15 protein-coding genes are annotated in these 16,771 nt (G+C 64.9%); 6 read left to right on the top strand and 9 right to left on the bottom strand.

The features are described from left to right. Nucleotides 1-200 precede the first annotated feature (200 nt). Entirely contained in the window at nt 201-1,235 is a 1,035-nt protein-coding gene (locus ACP156_RS06535) for a hypothetical protein (RefSeq protein ID WP_425050499.1), read from the top strand. Here the strand turns inward: ACP156_RS06535 and ACP156_RS06530 are convergent. Beyond that, nucleotides 1,215-2,879, bottom strand: a complete 1,665-nt coding sequence (locus tag ACP156_RS06530) for an Eco57I restriction-modification methylase domain-containing protein (protein WP_425050498.1) — start codon at nt 2,877-2,879, stop codon at nt 1,215-1,217. The genes ACP156_RS06535 and ACP156_RS06530 overlap by 21 nt on opposite strands. A 688-nt stretch (nt 2,880-3,567) precedes the next feature. On the opposite strand from ACP156_RS06530, the gene ACP156_RS06525 reads away from it, so the two are divergent. Further along, entirely contained in the window at nt 3,568-3,891 is a 324-nt protein-coding gene (locus tag ACP156_RS06525) for a hypothetical protein (protein ID WP_425050497.1), read from the top strand. 60 nt (nt 3,892-3,951) lie between these two features. Further along, the gene (locus ACP156_RS06520; protein ID WP_425050496.1) at nt 3,952-4,512 is read left to right on the top strand and encodes a hypothetical protein; all 561 of its coding nucleotides are present in this window, start codon (nt 3,952-3,954) and stop codon (nt 4,510-4,512) included. 69 nt (nt 4,513-4,581) lie between these two features. Here ACP156_RS06520 and ACP156_RS06515 read toward each other — a convergent pair whose 3' ends face one another. From ACP156_RS06515 to ACP156_RS06495, 5 genes are all read right to left on the bottom strand, one after another. Beyond that, on the bottom strand, nt 4,582-5,862 hold the full coding sequence (locus ACP156_RS06515; protein ID WP_425050495.1) for a TRAP transporter large permease: 1,281 nt from the start codon (nt 5,860-5,862) through the stop codon (nt 4,582-4,584). Between the two features lie 11 nt (nt 5,863-5,873). Next, nucleotides 5,874-6,464, bottom strand: coding sequence for a TRAP transporter small permease (locus ACP156_RS06510; protein ID WP_425050494.1), 591 nt, complete (start codon nt 6,462-6,464; stop codon nt 5,874-5,876). A 72-nt stretch (nt 6,465-6,536) separates the two neighbouring features. Next, nucleotides 6,537-7,532 (bottom strand): sialic acid TRAP transporter substrate-binding protein SiaP, encoded by a 996-nt coding sequence (locus ACP156_RS06505; RefSeq protein WP_425050493.1) that lies wholly within the window; start codon nt 7,530-7,532, stop codon nt 6,537-6,539. 30 nt (nt 7,533-7,562) lie between these two features. Beyond that, nucleotides 7,563-9,326, bottom strand: a complete 1,764-nt coding sequence (locus tag ACP156_RS06500; protein WP_425050492.1) for an Ldh family oxidoreductase — start codon at nt 9,324-9,326, stop codon at nt 7,563-7,565. 248 nt (nt 9,327-9,574) lie between these two features. Then, on the bottom strand, nt 9,575-10,576 hold the full coding sequence (locus tag ACP156_RS06495; protein WP_425050491.1) for a Fe(3+) ABC transporter substrate-binding protein: 1,002 nt from the start codon (nt 10,574-10,576) through the stop codon (nt 9,575-9,577). A 236-nt stretch (nt 10,577-10,812) separates the two neighbouring features. Here ACP156_RS06495 and ACP156_RS06490 point away from each other — a divergent pair, with 236 nt between their 5' ends. Both ACP156_RS06490 and ACP156_RS06485 read left to right on the top strand, forming a co-directional pair. Then, nucleotides 10,813-12,108: an HlyC/CorC family transporter gene (locus ACP156_RS06490; RefSeq protein WP_425050490.1), complete on the top strand. Its 1,296-nt coding sequence runs from the start codon at nt 10,813-10,815 to the stop codon at nt 12,106-12,108. 62 nt (nt 12,109-12,170) lie between these two features. Then, nucleotides 12,171-12,599 (top strand): hypothetical protein, encoded by a 429-nt coding sequence (locus ACP156_RS06485; RefSeq protein ID WP_425050489.1) that lies wholly within the window; start codon nt 12,171-12,173, stop codon nt 12,597-12,599. On the opposite strand, the gene ACP156_RS06480 is transcribed toward ACP156_RS06485, so the two are convergent. Then, complete coding sequence (locus ACP156_RS06480) at nt 12,596-14,155, bottom strand: helicase HerA-like domain-containing protein (RefSeq protein WP_425050488.1); 1,560 nt, start codon at nt 14,153-14,155, stop codon at nt 12,596-12,598. The genes ACP156_RS06485 and ACP156_RS06480 overlap by 4 nt on opposite strands. A gap of 443 nt (nt 14,156-14,598) precedes the next feature. Between ACP156_RS06480 and ACP156_RS06475 the strand changes: the two genes are divergently transcribed. After that, complete coding sequence (locus ACP156_RS06475; protein WP_425050487.1) at nt 14,599-15,216, top strand: invasion associated locus B family protein; 618 nt, start codon at nt 14,599-14,601, stop codon at nt 15,214-15,216. 78 nt (nt 15,217-15,294) lie between these two features. Here the strand turns inward: ACP156_RS06475 and ACP156_RS06470 are convergent, their stop codons facing one another. Together ACP156_RS06470 and ACP156_RS06465 are read right to left on the bottom strand one after the other, a co-directional pair. Then, nucleotides 15,295-16,503 carry a beta-ketoacyl-[acyl-carrier-protein] synthase family protein gene (locus ACP156_RS06470; protein WP_425050486.1) on the bottom strand — a complete coding sequence of 403 codons (1,209 nt, stop codon included), beginning with the start codon at nt 16,501-16,503 and terminating at the stop codon, nt 15,295-15,297. Beyond that, on the bottom strand, nt 16,500-16,766 hold the full coding sequence (locus ACP156_RS06465) for an acyl carrier protein (RefSeq protein WP_425050485.1): 267 nt from the start codon (nt 16,764-16,766) through the stop codon (nt 16,500-16,502). Before ACP156_RS06465 ends, ACP156_RS06470 begins: the two co-directional genes overlap by 4 nt. Nucleotides 16,767-16,771 lie beyond the last annotated feature (5 nt).

The following is a 16,771-nucleotide window of genomic DNA, read 5'->3' as shown; positions in this document are numbered from 1 at the left end:
TCGCGTTGATAGATGAGACATTGGATGCACTCGAGGCGCTATTTAAGCGCATCAATGGGGGGCTGACCTGTTCGAGAGCAGACGGTGACATTCAATCGGTTGCGTCGACTCCGCTAACGCGTCGATCAACCACGAAAATCTGGCACCTTGACCGCCGCGCTGCTATTCATGCCAAAAAGCAGGGAACGCGGGGCAAAACAATGGCCAGGGATTTCACTCAGGCAATCGCTGCAAGTGGGCTCACGATCTACGACCCAATTGAAGTTGGCGACCTTGACCTGTGGGTTCCCACGCCCGAGCTTGAATCCCTGCTTGATGAGCGGCTGCGCGGCATCAGCCTTGCGGGGCTCGCGCTTCGGACGAGGTCAAAGGTGGTCAAGGAGCACGTCTGCCGCGCACTGGGCTATCCCGTGCCCCCGAGCTTCAAGAAGACACAGCCGCGCTTTGTGGGCCAGATGTTCGACACCTACGCCCAGAAGGCGAATAACCTCCAAGTCTGGAATGAGGAGCTGTCCCCGTCGCGCCGCTATGTAATCCTCCGCGTTGACGAGGCGGACCAGATTGCGCGCGTGAAGGTCGTCAACGGCGAAGAACTGGCGCAGCTCGACACAACCGGGACGCTGACGCAGAAGTATCAGGCGCGGCTTGTCCCCGGGAATGCATCGCACGAGCTGATTGCGGCGGAGGACACCGACACGCTCCTGCCGCACGTCCGCGCGGGGGCCAACCTCGCGGACAACGTCAGCCCCGTGGACCACCCTGCGCACGGCCTGATGCTGCCCATTGCCGAGGTGTTTGAGCGGCTGAGCGGCGCAGTGGGCCGTTCCTTCCCCGACGCAGGCTGGGATCAGGAGCGGAACCGTGGCGCGGCGCTTCACCGTATCGTCTGCGAGCTGCTGGGCTATGCCGACTACCGCGATGATGGGCGCTTCCCGGACGTGCGGAACCAGCTTCTTGAGGTCAAGCTACAGACCTCACCAACCATCGACCTCGGGCTGGTGCGCCCTGCCAGCGAGGAGCCTCTGGACGTCCCGCAGATCGTCGGAACGCAAGTCCGCCACTGCGATGTTCGGTATGCCCTCTTCTATGCCGAGACGGATGGGGCAGAGGTGACGCTGACCCACTTCTACCTGACAACGGGCGAGAGCTTCTTCACCCGCTTCCCGCAGTTTCAGGGCAAGGTCCTGAACAAGAAGTTGCAGATACCCCTGCCGTCAGACTTCTTCGACAGGTAGCCCAAACGCAGCCCAGACCATCTCGTCAACGCGGCGCTCTGCCTCGGGCTGCGGGCCTCCATCAAGTGCGGCATACAGGTCCCGACAGGCCGCGACGATCTGTTGCGCTACGCTGCTCTCCGGGTCCGGGAGTGGGAACTGCTCGACATACTGGGTGATGAAGCGCCTCCGCCCCGCGTAGAGCTTGTTGTTGAAACGGCGGTCGTAAAAGCGCTCGATGAACGTGGAGTTGGCAACGCCCAAGGCGAGCCACAACAGGGCTTTGTTGCCTGTCAGCCAGTAACAATCCCCGTTCACCACCGTCCCCTCAAGGTCCATCCAGAAGGTCGGTTGCTCAGATATGTCCCGGAACACGAGCTTGGGGGCGGGCCAGTCTGCCGGATTCTGCGGCACCCAAATCTCATACCATTGCCGCCCGGCCTCAATCACGTAGCTCCGGCCCTCAAGGGCCGCGCGGTGCTCTTCAAGGTAGGCGCGGCTGGCCGGGAACTGCTCTAAGTCAACGGCCTGCTTCTTGCCGTCGATCGTGTGATGGGGATACAGGACTTGTCTGTTGTGCGGTTCGGGACGGAAGCGCCGGGCAGTGTGGTGCGTGGTCAGAGGGCGGAGCAGCTCAAGCTCGCGGTCCCACTTCTTGGGCAGGAACACCTTGTCCGCGCACGTCTTGATGCCGACCCGGATCTTGCCGATGTCACGGAATGTACCCCAGGTATTTGCCTCAACCGTCGCAAGCCAGCTTTCAACCCCCTCGGAGGCCAGACGCCAGACGCCCGCCGGATCGCCGCCATTGTCGAGCGTCCCATGCTGCACGAGGAACGCCCGCCCATCGGGAAGCTCGGTAACTCCCTCGTGCCCAAGGGCCGTAAGCGGGTCGGCGGCCTTGTGCGTCGGTTCCGCTTTGGACTGATAGATCGACGCGAATGAGGTCGTGGTTTGCGTAGCCGCCTTGCCACAGGCAATGATGACTGCGGGCAGGACTGCCGCGTCAAACAACTTGGTGTCGCCCAAATCATAGACCTCACATAGCTGGAGACCATCCACCAATCCGGCCCGTGCCGACGCGCCGCCCTTGGTCGTCATGAAGCGGTTGGACACGATGAAGCCCGCCGCTCCGTCCGGCGCGAGGACTGTTGCCATGCCGAGGAGGAACGCGTGATAGAGGTCAACGCGCCCCGTCAGTCCGAACTGCTGGGCCAGCTGCCGGGCACGGTCTGCACCCATGATCTGCGTCCGAACATAAGGCGGGTTGGCGATTATCAGGTCGTAGGGCTCTGCCGCGCCGAACAGGCCCCCGGCGTAGTCATCAAGCACATGATCGAGGAAGCTGCCAAGGCGAAGGTTCAAGACAGCGCCCGGATGGGCAGCCGCAAGGCGCTGCCTCGCCTCGGCCAGAGCTTCGGGGTCCGTCTCATAGCCGTAGACCTCAACGGGGACTTCAAGCTGCGACAGGAGGGCAAGGAGCAACTCACCATGCCCAACGGCAGGATCAAGGACCCGGGCGGGACGACCAGACGGAAGGTTTGCGGCGGCAACGATACGGCCAGCGACGAAATCGGCAAGCGCCTGCGGCGTGTATGTCACCCCTTCAGCCTTCGTTTCGGCAACATCGCCATACCGTTTCGTGAATCTTACCGCCTCTGTCATCCGCTCGCCTCAGTTCTGTTGTTGTTGGCAATCATTTTATCTTCGCTGTTGATGCGCGTCCATTCAGATACTCGAAAACGGCCATCCGCTGGCGGACTCTGATTGCGCCCTCCCTCTACGCCGACCTGCTCCAGTCCAACCAGATCTCGGTAGCTTGGCCAAAGGCTCGCGCCGCAACTATGCCGTCGGACTATGACGTCCTGCTCCGCGCTACTACCCAGATCCGCTCATTTCGCTGGCGCAAAGCCCAAAGAAATAGGGCCCTTTGTTTGCGTTACTTGCCCGAAAAACGGTCTCGAAAACCGTTGACCCTTCACGGGGTCCCAGGGTTCGAATCCCTGTCTCTCCGCCACTTATCCCACAAGTTGGCAACTGCCGGACCGGGTGCGGCGACCCCTTCACGGGGCGCGGCCCGGCGGCGGTCGGCGGTCGCGTCCGGACCCGTTCCGGATGCGCGAAAAGCTGGATGTTCAATGAATAATTCGTTACATTAAAGCGAATGGACCCCGGCAGATTGGACTGCCGAGGTCAAAACTGCTGAAATGAAAGCTGGCTCACCACTCACGGAATGTCGCCTTCGATAAGGTTACTACGCCGTGTCATTAATGCCAAGAGATTATCACAATGATAAATTGTTTTCCGGCCCTTCTTTCGCGACTCGGCCACGTGGGCCAAGCTGATGCGTAGAATGGATAAACTGAACTCGATCTTCGAATTGCGCGAGATGCTTCTGCAGCTCGAAACGGACATGGGGCTTTCCACCCTCAGCCGGATCGAAAGAGACGTTCTGCTGGCCGCCCACAGCCTCAGCCCCGCCCCGGGCCATGTCGTGAGTTCAACGGAACTGCGCGATCACCAACTGGTCCAGCCGGTGCCGCAGGCCACGTTCTACCGCGCGGTGCGGACGCTCTTGGGGCTTGGCCTGCTGGAGCGGGCCGCCGACACCCGCGCGCGCGCCTACGTGGTGCGCAGCGACCGCGTCGGACCCGCCTCACCCAAGGCGCGTGCCTGACCGCCCCGACATGCCCATTGCCCAGTTTGCCTGTCTGAACGCATGGCGGCGTATTGCGCCATGATCGCCCGTTCCTTCCTTGTCGTGATCCTGGCCTATCTGCTGGCGCACGGGGTAACCGCCTGGCTGGTGACGCCGGTGCAGGCGGCCTACATGCCCGAGATAACGGTCTACGCCAGCCTCGTTTACCTGCCGCACGGCGTGCGGGTGCTGGCGGCTTGGCTGCTGGGCTGGATCGCCATTGTGCCACTGGCCATCGGCGCCTTCCTGTCCGAGTTTCTGTTCACGTCGCACGACCTTGCGCATGTCACCGACCCGGTGCTGCTGGTGTCCATCGCGGTCGGCGCGGTTTCGGCCCCGCTGGCCTTCGGCGTGATGCGTCTGGCGCGACCGGACAAACGGCCCGACGGACGCCCGAACGTCCATTGGACGTGGCTGCTTTTGGCGGGGGCGATTGCGTCCGTGCTGAACTCGGTCGGGCAGTCGATGGTGTTCTCGGGCAGCCTGCTGCCGGGATTGCCGCTGTCGGTCACCGTCGTCTACGGGGTCGGAGACCTGATCGGCCTGATCGTCACCACCCTGGCGCTGATGCTTCTGTTCCGCGCGATGCGCGAACGCTAAGACGCAGGGCGGCGGGCAAGACCCGCGACCCGAAGCGGGCGCCCTGCCCGTCCGGATCGCGGCGTTTCGTCAGCGGTAGATCAGCGTCGGCAGCCACAGCGTGATGGCCGGGACGTAGGTGATCAGCAGCAGGACCAGGACCAGCGGCACGAGGAACGGCGCGGTGCCGACCACGGCGCGCTCGAACGGGATCTTGGCGATCCGCGACAGCACGTACAGCACCATCCCTACCGGCGGGGTCAGAAGGCCCAGCATCAGGTTCAGCACCATGATGACACCGAAGTGAACCGGGTCCACGCCGATCGCCACCGCCACCGGCAGCAACACCGGTACCATGATGGTGATCGCGGCCACCGTTTCCATGAAGCAGCCGACAACCAGCAGGATCAGGTTGATCAGCAACAGGATCACCCATGGCCGGTCCGATGCGGTCAGCAGCAGCGCCGCCACCGTCTCGGGCACCCGGTTCGAGGTCAGGATCCACGCGAAGATCGCCGCCGCGCCCACCACCAGCAGGACGACGGCGGTCGTCTCGATGGTGTCGAAGCTGACCCGCAGGAACCGCTTCCAGTTCAGTGTCCGGTACACGATCAGGCCAAGGAACATCGCCCAGGCGCAGGCGGCCACCGCCGCCTCGGTCGGAGTGAACGCGCCGGTCAGGATGCCGCCCACGATGATCACCGGGGTCAGCAGCGACAGGAACGCACGGCGGAAGGTCGAGAACAGCAGCGAGAACACGAAGGCCTGATCGCGCGGATAGCCGCGACGGCGCGCCATGATCGCCACCATCACCATCAGCGACACCGCCATCACGAGGCCGGGGATGAACCCTGCCGCGAAAAGCTGCCCGATCGAGGCCGAGGCGACCACGCCGTAAATCACCATCGGCAGCGACGGCGGGATGATCGGCCCGATGGTCGACGACGCGGCGGTGATGCCCACCGCGAACTCGGGATCGTACTTGGCGTCGCGCATCGCCTTGATCTCGATGGCGCCAAGCCCGCCCGCGTCGGCCACGGCAGCGCCGGACATGCCCGCGAAGATGACGCTGGCGCCGACGTTCACATGGCCCAGACCGCCGCGCATCCAGCCGACCATCGACAGGGCGAAATTGAAGATCCGCTCGGTGATCCCGGCGGTGTTCATCAGGTTGCCGGCAAGGATGAAGAACGGGACGGCCAGCAGCGGAAAGCTGTCGACCCCGTTGATCATCCGGTGCGCCACGACCATCGGCGGCACCGAGCCGCTGACCAGCACGTACAGCGCCGACGAGCCTGCCAGCGCGATGGCCACCGGGACGCCGAAAATGAGAAGCCCGAACAGGGCGATGAAGAGAAGGGCGATTTCCAACTGAGGAACTCCTAGTCCATACGGGGCACGCCCTCGGCGTGAAGGTGGGGGTCGATGAGTTTGGAGGAACCGGTGCGCAGATGGCGGACCGCGTTGATCAGCGCATACAGCGTCATCACCGCGAAACAGACGGCGACGAACCAGTAGACATAGGACTTGGGCACGTCGATCGAGACCATCATCTGCCGGGTCCGCCCGGCCAGTTGCACGGTCAGCCACGTCAGAAGCCCGAAGAAGCCCACCGTGATCAGGTCGATGATCGCCTGCGCGACGATCCGGCCGGTGCGGGGGATCCAGCGGTACAGGAACTCGACCGCGATGTGGGACTGCTTGCGCACCGCCATGATCGCGCCGGTGAAGGTGACGCCGATCAGCAGAAAGCGCGCGATCTCTTCGGTCCAGCCCAGCGAGTCGTTCAGGACGTAGCGGGTGAAGAACTGAAGAAACACGACGAAGGCGAGCACCCAGAAGATCACGAAGACAAGGCTATCGTCCCAGCGCAGGTCGGACAGGTCGATCTCTTGTTCTTCGAAGTGGATCTCGGGCGGCTCGGCGGGATCGGCGCCCGGGTCGGCCATAGGGTCGGTCTTGTGGTCGGTCATGGAGAGTCCCGGTCTGAAGGGCGCAGGATGCGACCGGCGGACGCGTCTGCGCCCGCCGGTCCCGTCATTCGCTTACTGGCCGATGGCCTGCAGCTTGTCGTAGGTCTCCTGATCCCAGGTCGCCATGTCGCCGTTGTGCATGGCCTTCACCGCCTCGATGAACGGACCGCGGTCCACCTCGTTGACGGTGACGCCCTCGTCACGGAACCACTGGGCCAGTTCGGCCTCGGAGCTGCGGATCGCGTCGGTGGCGCAGACGGCGGTGTCCTGAAGCACGCCGGTCAGCGCCTCCTGGTCGGCGGCGTCCATGCTGTCCCAGGTCGGGCCGCCGACGATGGTCAGCAGCGCGTCGGTGATGTGGCCGGTCAGGTTGATGTTCGACTGCACCTCGTAGAACTTCTTGGCCTGGATCGTCGGCAACGGGTTCTCCTGCGCGTCAACCGTGCCCTGCTGCAGCGCAAGATACACTTCGGCGAAGGCGATGGGCGTCGGGTTGCCGCCGGTGGCCTCGGGGAACATCATGTACAGCGGCGCGTTCGGAACGCGGATCTTCAGGCCTTCCATATCGGCGGGCGAGGTGATCGGCTTGTTCGAGGTCACGTGACGGTTGCCGTAGTAGGTCATCGCCACGATGTGGTTGCCGGTCGCGTCGGTGTAGCCCTGCGACAGTTCACCGAACAGGTCGGACTTGGTGAAGGCCTCCCAGTGATCGTAGTCGCGGAACATGTACGGCGCGCCGCCGATGGCGATCGGGCCATAGGCGCGACCCGCGAACAGTTGGCCGGTGTAGATGATGTCGACGGTGCCAAGGCCAAGGCCCTCGTTGATGTCGACTTCCTTGCCCAGCGACGAGGCCGGGAAGACCTCGATGCCATAGCGGTTCTCGGTCGCTTCCATAAGCGCCGCGTTCGCGTCGACGGCGCAGGTGTGGTAGGGCTCGCTGGTCTCGTAGACGTGGGCGAACTTCAGGACGCGGTCGGCCTCCTGCGCCGTGGCCGGAACCACGGACATCACGGCAATCGCACCTGCGGCCGCCAGAATCGTCGTTTGTTTCAATCTATTCGTCATCGGATTTTCCTCCCTTTCCGACAGTTGGTTTCACTCCTCCGCGGACACTCTCCCCGGCGGAGCCACACCGAAGGCCCGGGCGAATGTCCCGAGGCTGTCCAGTGTCGTCTCGTCAATCTTCAGTCCGATCCTCCGGCGCTGTTCCGCCTCGCGCCACTCGCGGTCGCCCGGCGCCATCACCGAGGCGTCCGCCGCGGCGGACGAGCGGCGGATCGCGCCGAGATAGCGGGTAATCGTGGCGCGGAACGCAGGCGCGCCGCCGAAGGCGTCCGGGTCCAGCGCCATCACGAATGCCCCCAGCTTGCGCGGCGTCGTCATGTCGTCCGACATCATCGGCGCAAGCTCGGCGCTCAGCGGAGCGTCCGCGAAGGCGGTCGACAGGACCTCGGCCAACCCGGCCAGCCCCGCGCCCTTGTAGCCGAACAGCGACCCGCCCAGCGGCGCCAGCATCTCGACGACATGGGGATCGGTCACGTTCACCCCCTCACCATCGGACGCAACGCTGGCGGGCAGAGGCACGCCAAGGCTGCGGCTTAGAAGCACGCGGTTGTAGGGGATCGCGCTGGTCGCCATGTCCAGCAGCCACGGCGGGCCGTCCTCGGCCGGCGCGGCGGCGGCGATGGGGTTGGTGCCATGAAACCGCGCGGCGCCGCCGTGCAAGCGCACGAAAGCGTCCGAGTTGCAGAAGGCAAGGCCCATCATCCCCTGCCCCGCGATCTCGACCGCATAGGCGCCGGCAGCCCCGAAATGCGACGAGTTGCGGATCGCGACCGCGCCGATACCGTGCTGGCGCGCGCGCTCGACCGCGATGCGCACCGCTTCGTAGCTGGCAAGCGCGCCATGGGCGTCGTCGGCGTCCAACACGCAGGCGCCGCCAGTGCCGCCCGCGATCCGGGGCGCCGGTGTCTTGTTGATGCGACCGCCCTGAAAGCCCTTCAGGTAATGCGGCAACAGCCGGAACCCGTGGGTGTCCACCCCCAGAAGCGAGGCATGCATCAGCGCCTTGGTCACCGCCTCGGTGGTCGCCGCGTCCGCCCCGACCGCCGTCAAAGCGTCGCGCGAGAACCGCGCCATCTCGTCGGCGTCGATGCGGGCCGTCTTCTCGGTCGCCCCGCCCGGAGACGCCGGTTCGGCAATGCGGGACAGGTAGTTGGTCGTGGTGTCCGCGATGTGCCGCTTCATCACCTGCAGCGCCACGTCATAGCGCCCGTCGATCACCGCGTCGCGCATCTGGCGGTGTTCTTGCAGCGACCGCGTGTTCAGTTCGGGGTCTTGCGACAGCCGGTTGCGCAGCGCCTGCACACGGAACGACAGTTGCCGAAAGTTCGCCTCGACATAGCTGTTGCCGCAGTGCTCGAAGATCGCCCGGTGAAAATCGTAATCCAGCAGCTTGTAGGCGTCGGTGTCGTTGGCGCCTAGCGCCTTCTCCATCCGGGCAACGATTGTGCGCAGGCTGTCCGCCAGCCCGGCGGGGTCGCGCTCGCAGGCCAGCCGCAGCGCCTCGCTTTCAAGGATCTGGCGCAGTTCGCCCAGTTCCGCGATCTCGGACGCTCCCATCGTGAACACGCGCGTCGTGCGGTTCGGGGACAGGTCGATCAGACCTTCGCGTTCCAGCTGGATCAGCGCCTCGCGGATCGGACTCTTGCTGACGCCGAGCAGCCGGACGAGTTCGGCCTCGGGCAGCTTGCGGCCCATCGGAAACTGCCCCGAGATGATCCGGTCTCGGATCGCCTCGCGGGCGCGTTCCGACAGACTCTGCCGCTCGAGCGGCTTGTGAGTGACCGTCGATTCCACGCTGAAAATCTCCTCCCGAGGCGGATAGTATATGATATGCCAAACGGTGCAAGGGGCGGTTTCAGGGGATCTGAGCCCGCGCGGATTTCGGCCTCATCACATTGACGGAACGGGATTATCTTGAGGCGGTCCGCTGTTTCGGATCGCATGGCTTTCGCACGTCTTACGCGACCGGGGCGCTCTGGAATGGAAAAGGCCCGCCCCCACAGGGGGACGGGCCTGAACCGGGTTCGGCGCGGGCCGAAGCCTTAGCCGTCGAAGTTCACTTCTTCCATGATCCGCAGCGCGGCCGGGCGGTGATCGGCGATCTCGGTCAGGTCCATCACGTCCGGCGTGAAGGTGCCCCAGCTTGCCACGAGATCGGACACCTTGGCGCTGTCCAGCACCGGGTATTCGTTGTTCACCTCGGAATAGATCGCCTGCGCGTGGTCAGAGGCGAGATATTCCATCAGCTGTATCGCCTCGTCCTTGTTCGGCGCCGCCTTGGTCAGCGCGATGCCCGAGATGTTCAGGTGGGTGCCGCCATCCTCGAACTCGGGGAACACGATGCGGACCGAGTTGGCCCATTCCTGCTGTTCCTCGTCCGCCAGCATCTGCCCCATGTAATAGGTGTTGCCGAGGCTGATGTCGCATTCGCCCGCCCAGATCGCGCGAACCTGCGCGCGGTCGTTGCCCTGCGGCTTGCGCGCGAGGTTGTCGCGGACACCGGCGGCCCATTCCTTCGCGGCGTCCTCGCCGTGGTGCGCGATCACCGCCGACAGCAGCGCGAGGTTATAATTGTGGGTGCCCGAGCGGGTGCAGATGCGGCCTTCCCACTTGTCCGAGGCGAGATCTTCGTAAGTGGTCACCTCGCCATCGGCGACCCGGTCCTTCGAGGCATAGACGATGCGCGCGCGTGCGGTCAGCGCGAACCAGCGATCCTCGGTATCGCGCAGCGTCGAGGGGATGTTGGCCTTCAGGATCTCGCTGTCGACCGGTTGGATCACGTCGGCATCGACGATCTGCTTCAGGTTCGCGATGTCCACCGTCATCACAAGGTCGGCGGGAGAGCGGTCGCCTTCGGCCTTCAGGCGTTCCACGATGCCTTCGTTGATAAAGGCGAGGTTCACGGCGATGCCGGTTTCCTCGGTGAAAGCCTCCATCACGGGTTCGATCAACTCAGGCTGGCGGGTCGTGTAGATGTTGACGTCCGCAATGGCGGGGGCGGCAACGGCGATGGCCGTGGCGGCCAGAAAACAGGTGCGAAGCATGATGGTCTCTCCTCCTTGCTGCGCGACGTGTAAATCCGACTAAATGACTCGGGTCAATCCTCATCGCGACCACGGCGCCGCGTTCACGAAAACGTCAGAACGCCGCTGCCTGCCCCCGCCGTGGCAAGCGCCTGCGGGACGGCGCACACGGTCCACGGGCAACCCACGCCTCTGCACTTGCCACGCCCCCTGCCCGCACCCATAACAACCTGACACATCAACGAAGACACGGGACCATGACCCTCGACGCCGCCTTTTGGGGCACCTCTGCCGCCATCCTCGCCCTGCTTATCCTTTCGGCCTTCTTCTCGGGCAGCGAGACCGCGCTGACCGCGGCCTCGCGGGGCAAGCTGAACTCGCAGGCCGACAAGGGCTCGAAGGCCGCGCGCACCGCGCTGACCATCACCGAAGACAGCGAACGGCTGATCGGGTCGGTCCTGCTGGGCAACAACCTCGTCAACATCCTTGCCACCTCGCTGGCGACTGCGCTGTTCACCCGTCTGCTGGGGGAAAGCGGCGTGGCCATCGCGACGCTGGTGATGACGCTTCTGGTTCTGATCTTCGCCGAGGTGCTGCCCAAGACCTATGCCATCACCAACGCCGAGCGCGCCGCCGCCTTCGTGGCCCCGGCGATCCGCGTCGTGATCCTTGTGCTGAACCCGATCGTCAGCGCCGTCCGCGCGCTGGTCCGCGCCATTCTGCGGGTGTTCGGGGTCCGCGCCGATCCCGAGGGGCAGATCCTTGCCGTGCGCGAAGAGATCGTCGGCGCCATCACTCTTGGCCACACCGAGGGCGCGGTGGAAAAGGAAGACCGCGACCGGCTGCTGGGCGCGCTGGACCTTGCCGACCGCACCGTCGAAGAGATCATGCTGCACCGTTCTGGCATCGAGATGCTGAACGCCGACGCCCCGCCGCAAGAAGTGGTCGAACAGTGCCTGAACTCGGCCCACACCCGCCTGCCCGTCTATCGCGACGAGCCCGAAAACATCGTGGGCGTGGTCCACGCCAAGGACCTGCTGCGCGCGATCTATGCCCGCGCCACCCAGCCGCAAGGCAACGGCCACCCGCTGGAGAACTTCAACGTCATGGACGTGGCGATGAAGCCCTACTTCGTGCCCGAGACCACCACGCTGGACGACCAGATGCGCCAGTTCCTTGCCCAGCACACCCATTTCGCGCTGGTGGTGGACGAATACGGCTCGCTTGAAGGGCTGATCACGCTGGAGGACATCCTTGAAGAGATCGTGGGCGAGATCACCGACGAGTTCGACATGGACGAGGATTCGCCGCTGCGGCCCACCGACGAGGGCGACTATCTGATCGACGGGTCGATGACGATCCGCGACCTGAACCGCGCCGCCGACTGGTCGCTGCCGGACGAGGAAGCGAACACCATCGCGGGTCTGGTGATCCACGAGGCGCAGATGATCCCGAACCAGGGCCAGGTGTTCAACTTCCACGGCTTCCGTTTCGAAGTGCTAGAGCGCAAGGACAACCGGATCACCCGGCTGAAGATCCGCCCGCTGCTGTAGTCCGGGATTGACGCAAGCCGCCGCGGGGTCAGTTTGACGGGCAGGTCATACGGAGACCGCCCATGCGCCTTGCCGTCATTCTTGCCCTGCTTGCCGCCGCGCCCGCCACGGCGAACCCGCTGAGCGACCTGATCGTCGGCTCCAATCCGTGCCGCAACCTGTCTCCGATCGACCGGACGGACACCGCGCGGCTGTCGCGCGCGACCATCGACCTTGACGGGGACCGCGTGATGATTGCCGGAACCGGGCACCTGCGGTGCCGCACCTCTCCCGGCACGTGGATCGGGCTGGACGCCGCCGCCCGCATCACGCTGGCGGCAGAGGTCGATCTTGTCACCTGCGACGTACAAGGGCTGACAGTGGAGCTTGACGATTTCGGCGGCGCAGCCGCGCCGGTGCTGCGGCTGGCCGAAGCCGCGCTGGAGGACGCGCTGCGCGACGATGCGCAGCGCGAACTGGTACGTCTGTGCCAGGATCTTGTCGAGGACTAGCGCGCCTTGAACAGCCCGCCGAGGATGCCGCGCACGATGCGGCGGCCGGTGGTGCCGCGCAGCTCTTTCTTCAGCGCCTCCGAGATCGCACCGCCAAAGCTGTCGTCCTTCTCGATCCGTCTGCCCCGCGACTTCCCGGACGGCTCGTACCGGCGCGACGAGGCGCCGCCGCCGTAGCGCCGGGCGTGGTCGAACTCGCGCTCTGCCTCTGCCTCGGCCTCGGGCTCCGCTGCGGCCTCTGCCTCCTTCGCGGCGTCGGCGGCGCGTTTGGTCAGCTTCTCGTAGGCGCTGTCACGGTCGACTGCCGTATCGTACTTGCCCGCGAAGGGCGACGCGGCGATGGCCGCCGCGCGCTGGTCCTCGGTGATGGCGCCCAGTTGCGACGAGGGCGGCCGGATCAGGGTGCGTTCGACAATGCCGGGCGCGCCCTTGTCCTCGAGCATCGATGTCACCGCCTCGCCGGTGCCTACGTCGCGGATCGCCTCGGCGGTGTCGAAGCGCGGATTGGAACGGTAGGTCTCGGCGGCGCGCTTAAGCGCCTTCTGGTCCCGCGCGGTGAACGACCGCAGCGCGTGCTGGATGCGGTTGCCAAGCTGGCCCAGCACGTCCTCGGGCACATCGTCGGGGTTCTGGGTACAGAAATACACGCCGACGCCTTTCGACCGGATCAGCCGCGCCACCGTTTCCACCTTGTCGATCAGTGCCTTCGGGGCGTCGTCGAACAGCAGGTGCGCCTCGTCGAAGAAAAAGACCAGCTTCGGCTTGTCGGGGTCGCCCACCTCGGGCAGTTCCTCGAAAAGTTCGGACAGCAGCCACAGAAGGAAGGTGGCGTAAAGCTTGGGCGACGACATCAGCTGATCCGCCGCCAGAACCGAGATGCGCCCGCGCCCGTCCGGGTCGACCTGCATCAGGTCCGCAAGGTCCAACGCCGGCTCGCCGAAGATCCCGGCGCCGCCCTGGTTTTCCAGCACCAGAAGCTGCCGCTGGATCGCGCCGATGGACGCCGCCGAGATATGGCCATAGCGCAGCGACAGGTCGGGCGCGTTCTCGCCAACCCAGACGAGCAGCGCGCGAAGATCCTTCAGGTCCAGAAGCGGCAGGCCCTCTTCGTCGGACAGGCGGAAGGCGATGTTCAGAACGCCCTCCTGCGCTTCGGACAGGTCCAGCATCCGCGCCAGCAACAGCGGCCCCATCTCGGCGACGGTGGTGCGCACCGGGTGGCCCTTGCGGCCGAACAGGTCCCAGAAGGTGACCGGGAAGGCCTCGTAGGCGAAATCGTCGAAACCGATGGTGCCCGCGCGCTTCATGAACGGTTCGTGCAGCTTGCCCTCGGCGGATCCCGCCACCGCAAGCCCGGCAAGGTCGCTTTTCACGTCGGACAGGAAGACCGGGACGCCCGCTTTCGAAAAGCCTTCGGCAAGGATCTGCACCGTCACGGTCTTGCCGGTGCCGGTCGCTCCGGCGATCAGACCGTGCCGGTTGGCGTAGTCCAGTCGAAGCCCCTGCTTTACGCCGTAGTCGGCGCCGCCGCCGCCCAGAAACACCTTACCGTCCAATGTTTACCCTCCGACCCGAACTGCGTCCCACCCGAAAATACAATGTTAAGAAATGAGTGCCATAGTTAAGGTGTCCGGTCCCCAGTGGAACGGACAGACTTCCTCCCTGTCAGACTGGCCGCGCCCTTGGGCGCGGCCTTTTTTGCAGGCCGCAACTGCGGCATCTCCCGTGCAGACGCAGCATCCGAGGATTGTGAGGTTTTTGCCATTGACCGTTGCGCACAAAGCGCTTAGCGTCCGAACCACTAAACACGTCGGCCAGTCCGGCAGGGAGAGAAAAGTTGTGGAAAAAGGGCCGGTTACGGCCCTTTTTTCATGTGATGCACACGCAAACCGGTGGGATTTCGCGTGTCGCGTGGCGGTCTCGAAAACGGGGACTGACACTCTTTTCGCCCCGTGCTACACCCGCGCCGACAAATTCACACGAGAGCGATGGATACCCAATGAAGCATCCGATTCGAGCCCTCCCGCTCGCCCTGATCGTGGCCGCCGGCCCGGTGTTCGCGCAGGACACGACCGAAGAGACCCCGGTTCCCGACCCCATGGAATTGAACATGGGCGTCGACGCCGCGAACGAAGACGGTCCCGGCTCGGTCTACACCCATTCCGAACACGGCGACTGGCAGGTCCGCTGCATCCGCACCGAGGCCGGCAACGATCCGTGCCAGCTGTACCAGCTTCTTGAAGACGGGAACGGCAACCCGGTGTCCGAGATCAACGTCTTCCCGATCACCGACGACGCCGTCGAGGCCGCCGCGGGCGCCACCGTGGTTACCCCGCTTGAAACGCTGCTGACGGCGCAACTGTCGTTCCAGATCGACAGCGCCCAGCCCAAGCAATATCCGTTCGCCTGGTGCTCGCAGATCGGCTGCTTCGCCCGTCTCGGGTTTTCGGACGCGGACGTCGAGGGCCTGAAGGCCGGCAACGAGGCGAAGATCATGATCCGCCCGGTCGCCGCGCCGGACCAGATGGTGACCCTGCCCGTTTCGCTGACCGGCTTCACCGCCGCCTTCGACGAAACCGCCGAGATGAACGCTGCGGCGGCGACCGCCACCGAGTAAGCGGACGCATCACAGAAACGAAAAGGCGCCACGGAGCAATCCGCGGCGCCTTTTTCGTGGCGGTATCGCTGTGCGGACCTAGACCCTGCGCAGCGCCAGCACCGCGTTCAGCCCGCCGAAGGCGAAGGCGTTGGACAGGACCGCGTCGACCTGCGCCTCGCGCGCCTCGTTCGGAACCACGTCCAGCGCGCATTCCTGATCCGGTTCCTCATAGCCGATGGTCGGCGCGATGATCCCGTCGCGGACAGCCATGATGCAGGCCAGAAGCTCGACCGCGCCGGTGCCGCCGATCAGGTGGCCGTGCATCGACTTGGTGGACGAGATCATCACGCTGTCGGCCTTCGGACCCAGCGCATCGGCCACCGCCGCGCATTCGGTCTTGTCGTTCGCCGCCGTCCCGGTGCCGTGCGCGTTGATGTAACCGATTTCGTCGCGGTTCATCTTCGCGTCGGCCATCGCGCCGGTGATCGCCCGCGCCGCGCCCTGCTTCGAGGGCATCACGATGTCGCTGGCGTCCGAGGTCATCGCGAAGCCGCTGACTTCGGCAAGGATCTCAGCGCCGCGTTTCTTCGCGTGCTCGTATTCCTCGAACACGAAGATCCCCGCGCCCTCGCCCTGCACCATGCCCGACCGGTTGGCCGAGAACGGGCGGCAGGCATCCTTGGACATCACGCGCAGGCCTTCCCACGCCTTGACGCCACCAAAGCACAGCATCGCCTCGGCGCCGCCGGTGACCATCGCGTCGGCCATGCCGGACCGGATCATGTTGAACGCCTGACCCATCGCGTGGTTCGACGAGGCGCAGGCGGTCGCCACCGTGAAGGACGGACCCTTGAGGTTGTACTCCATCGACACGTGGCTGGTCGCGGCGTTGTTCATCAGCTTCGGCACGATGAAGGGGTGAACCCGGTTCTTCCCTTCTTCGTAGACCGCACGATAGTTGTCGTCCTGCGTTTGCAGCCCGCCGCCCGAAGTGCCCAGCACCACGCCCGACCGCGCCGCCAGATCGCCGATGAACTCGAGCCCCGACTGGCTGATCGCCTGCCGGGCGGCCAAAAGCGCGAACTGGGTGAAGCGGTCGTAAAGCGCGATTTGCTGACGGTTGAAATGCGCGTGCTCGTCGTAGCCCTTGATCTGGCCGCCGATACGGACGGACAGGCGTTCCACGTCACGGATATCCAGTTCGGAAATACCGCAGCGCCCCTCGCGCATCGCCTCAAGGGTCTCGGCCACGTTCTGCCCCAGCGCGTTGATGGTTCCCGCGCCGGTTATGACGACCCGTCTCATCCGTGCTGGTCTTTCACCAGACCTTCCACGGCCGCGATGATCGCGCTGACCGACGAGATGTCGAACTCGCTTTTCTCGGGCTCGTTGGCGTTGAACGGCACCTGAATGTCGAATTCTTCCTCGATGGCGAAGATCGACTCCACAAGCCCAAGGCTGTCGATGCCAAGATCCTCGAGCGTCTGCTCGCCCTTGACGTCCTCGACGTCCAGAACCGCCTGCTCGGCGATGATCTTTCTGACACGATCCCTGATTGTATCGGCCATGCGCG

The organism is Psychromarinibacter sp. S121 (assembly GCF_049801035.1).
Classification (GTDB): Bacteria; Pseudomonadota; Alphaproteobacteria; order Rhodobacterales; family Rhodobacteraceae; genus Psychromarinibacter.
The sequence above is the reverse complement of the archived record's forward strand: the minus strand, read 5'-3'. Positions and strand labels throughout refer to the sequence as shown.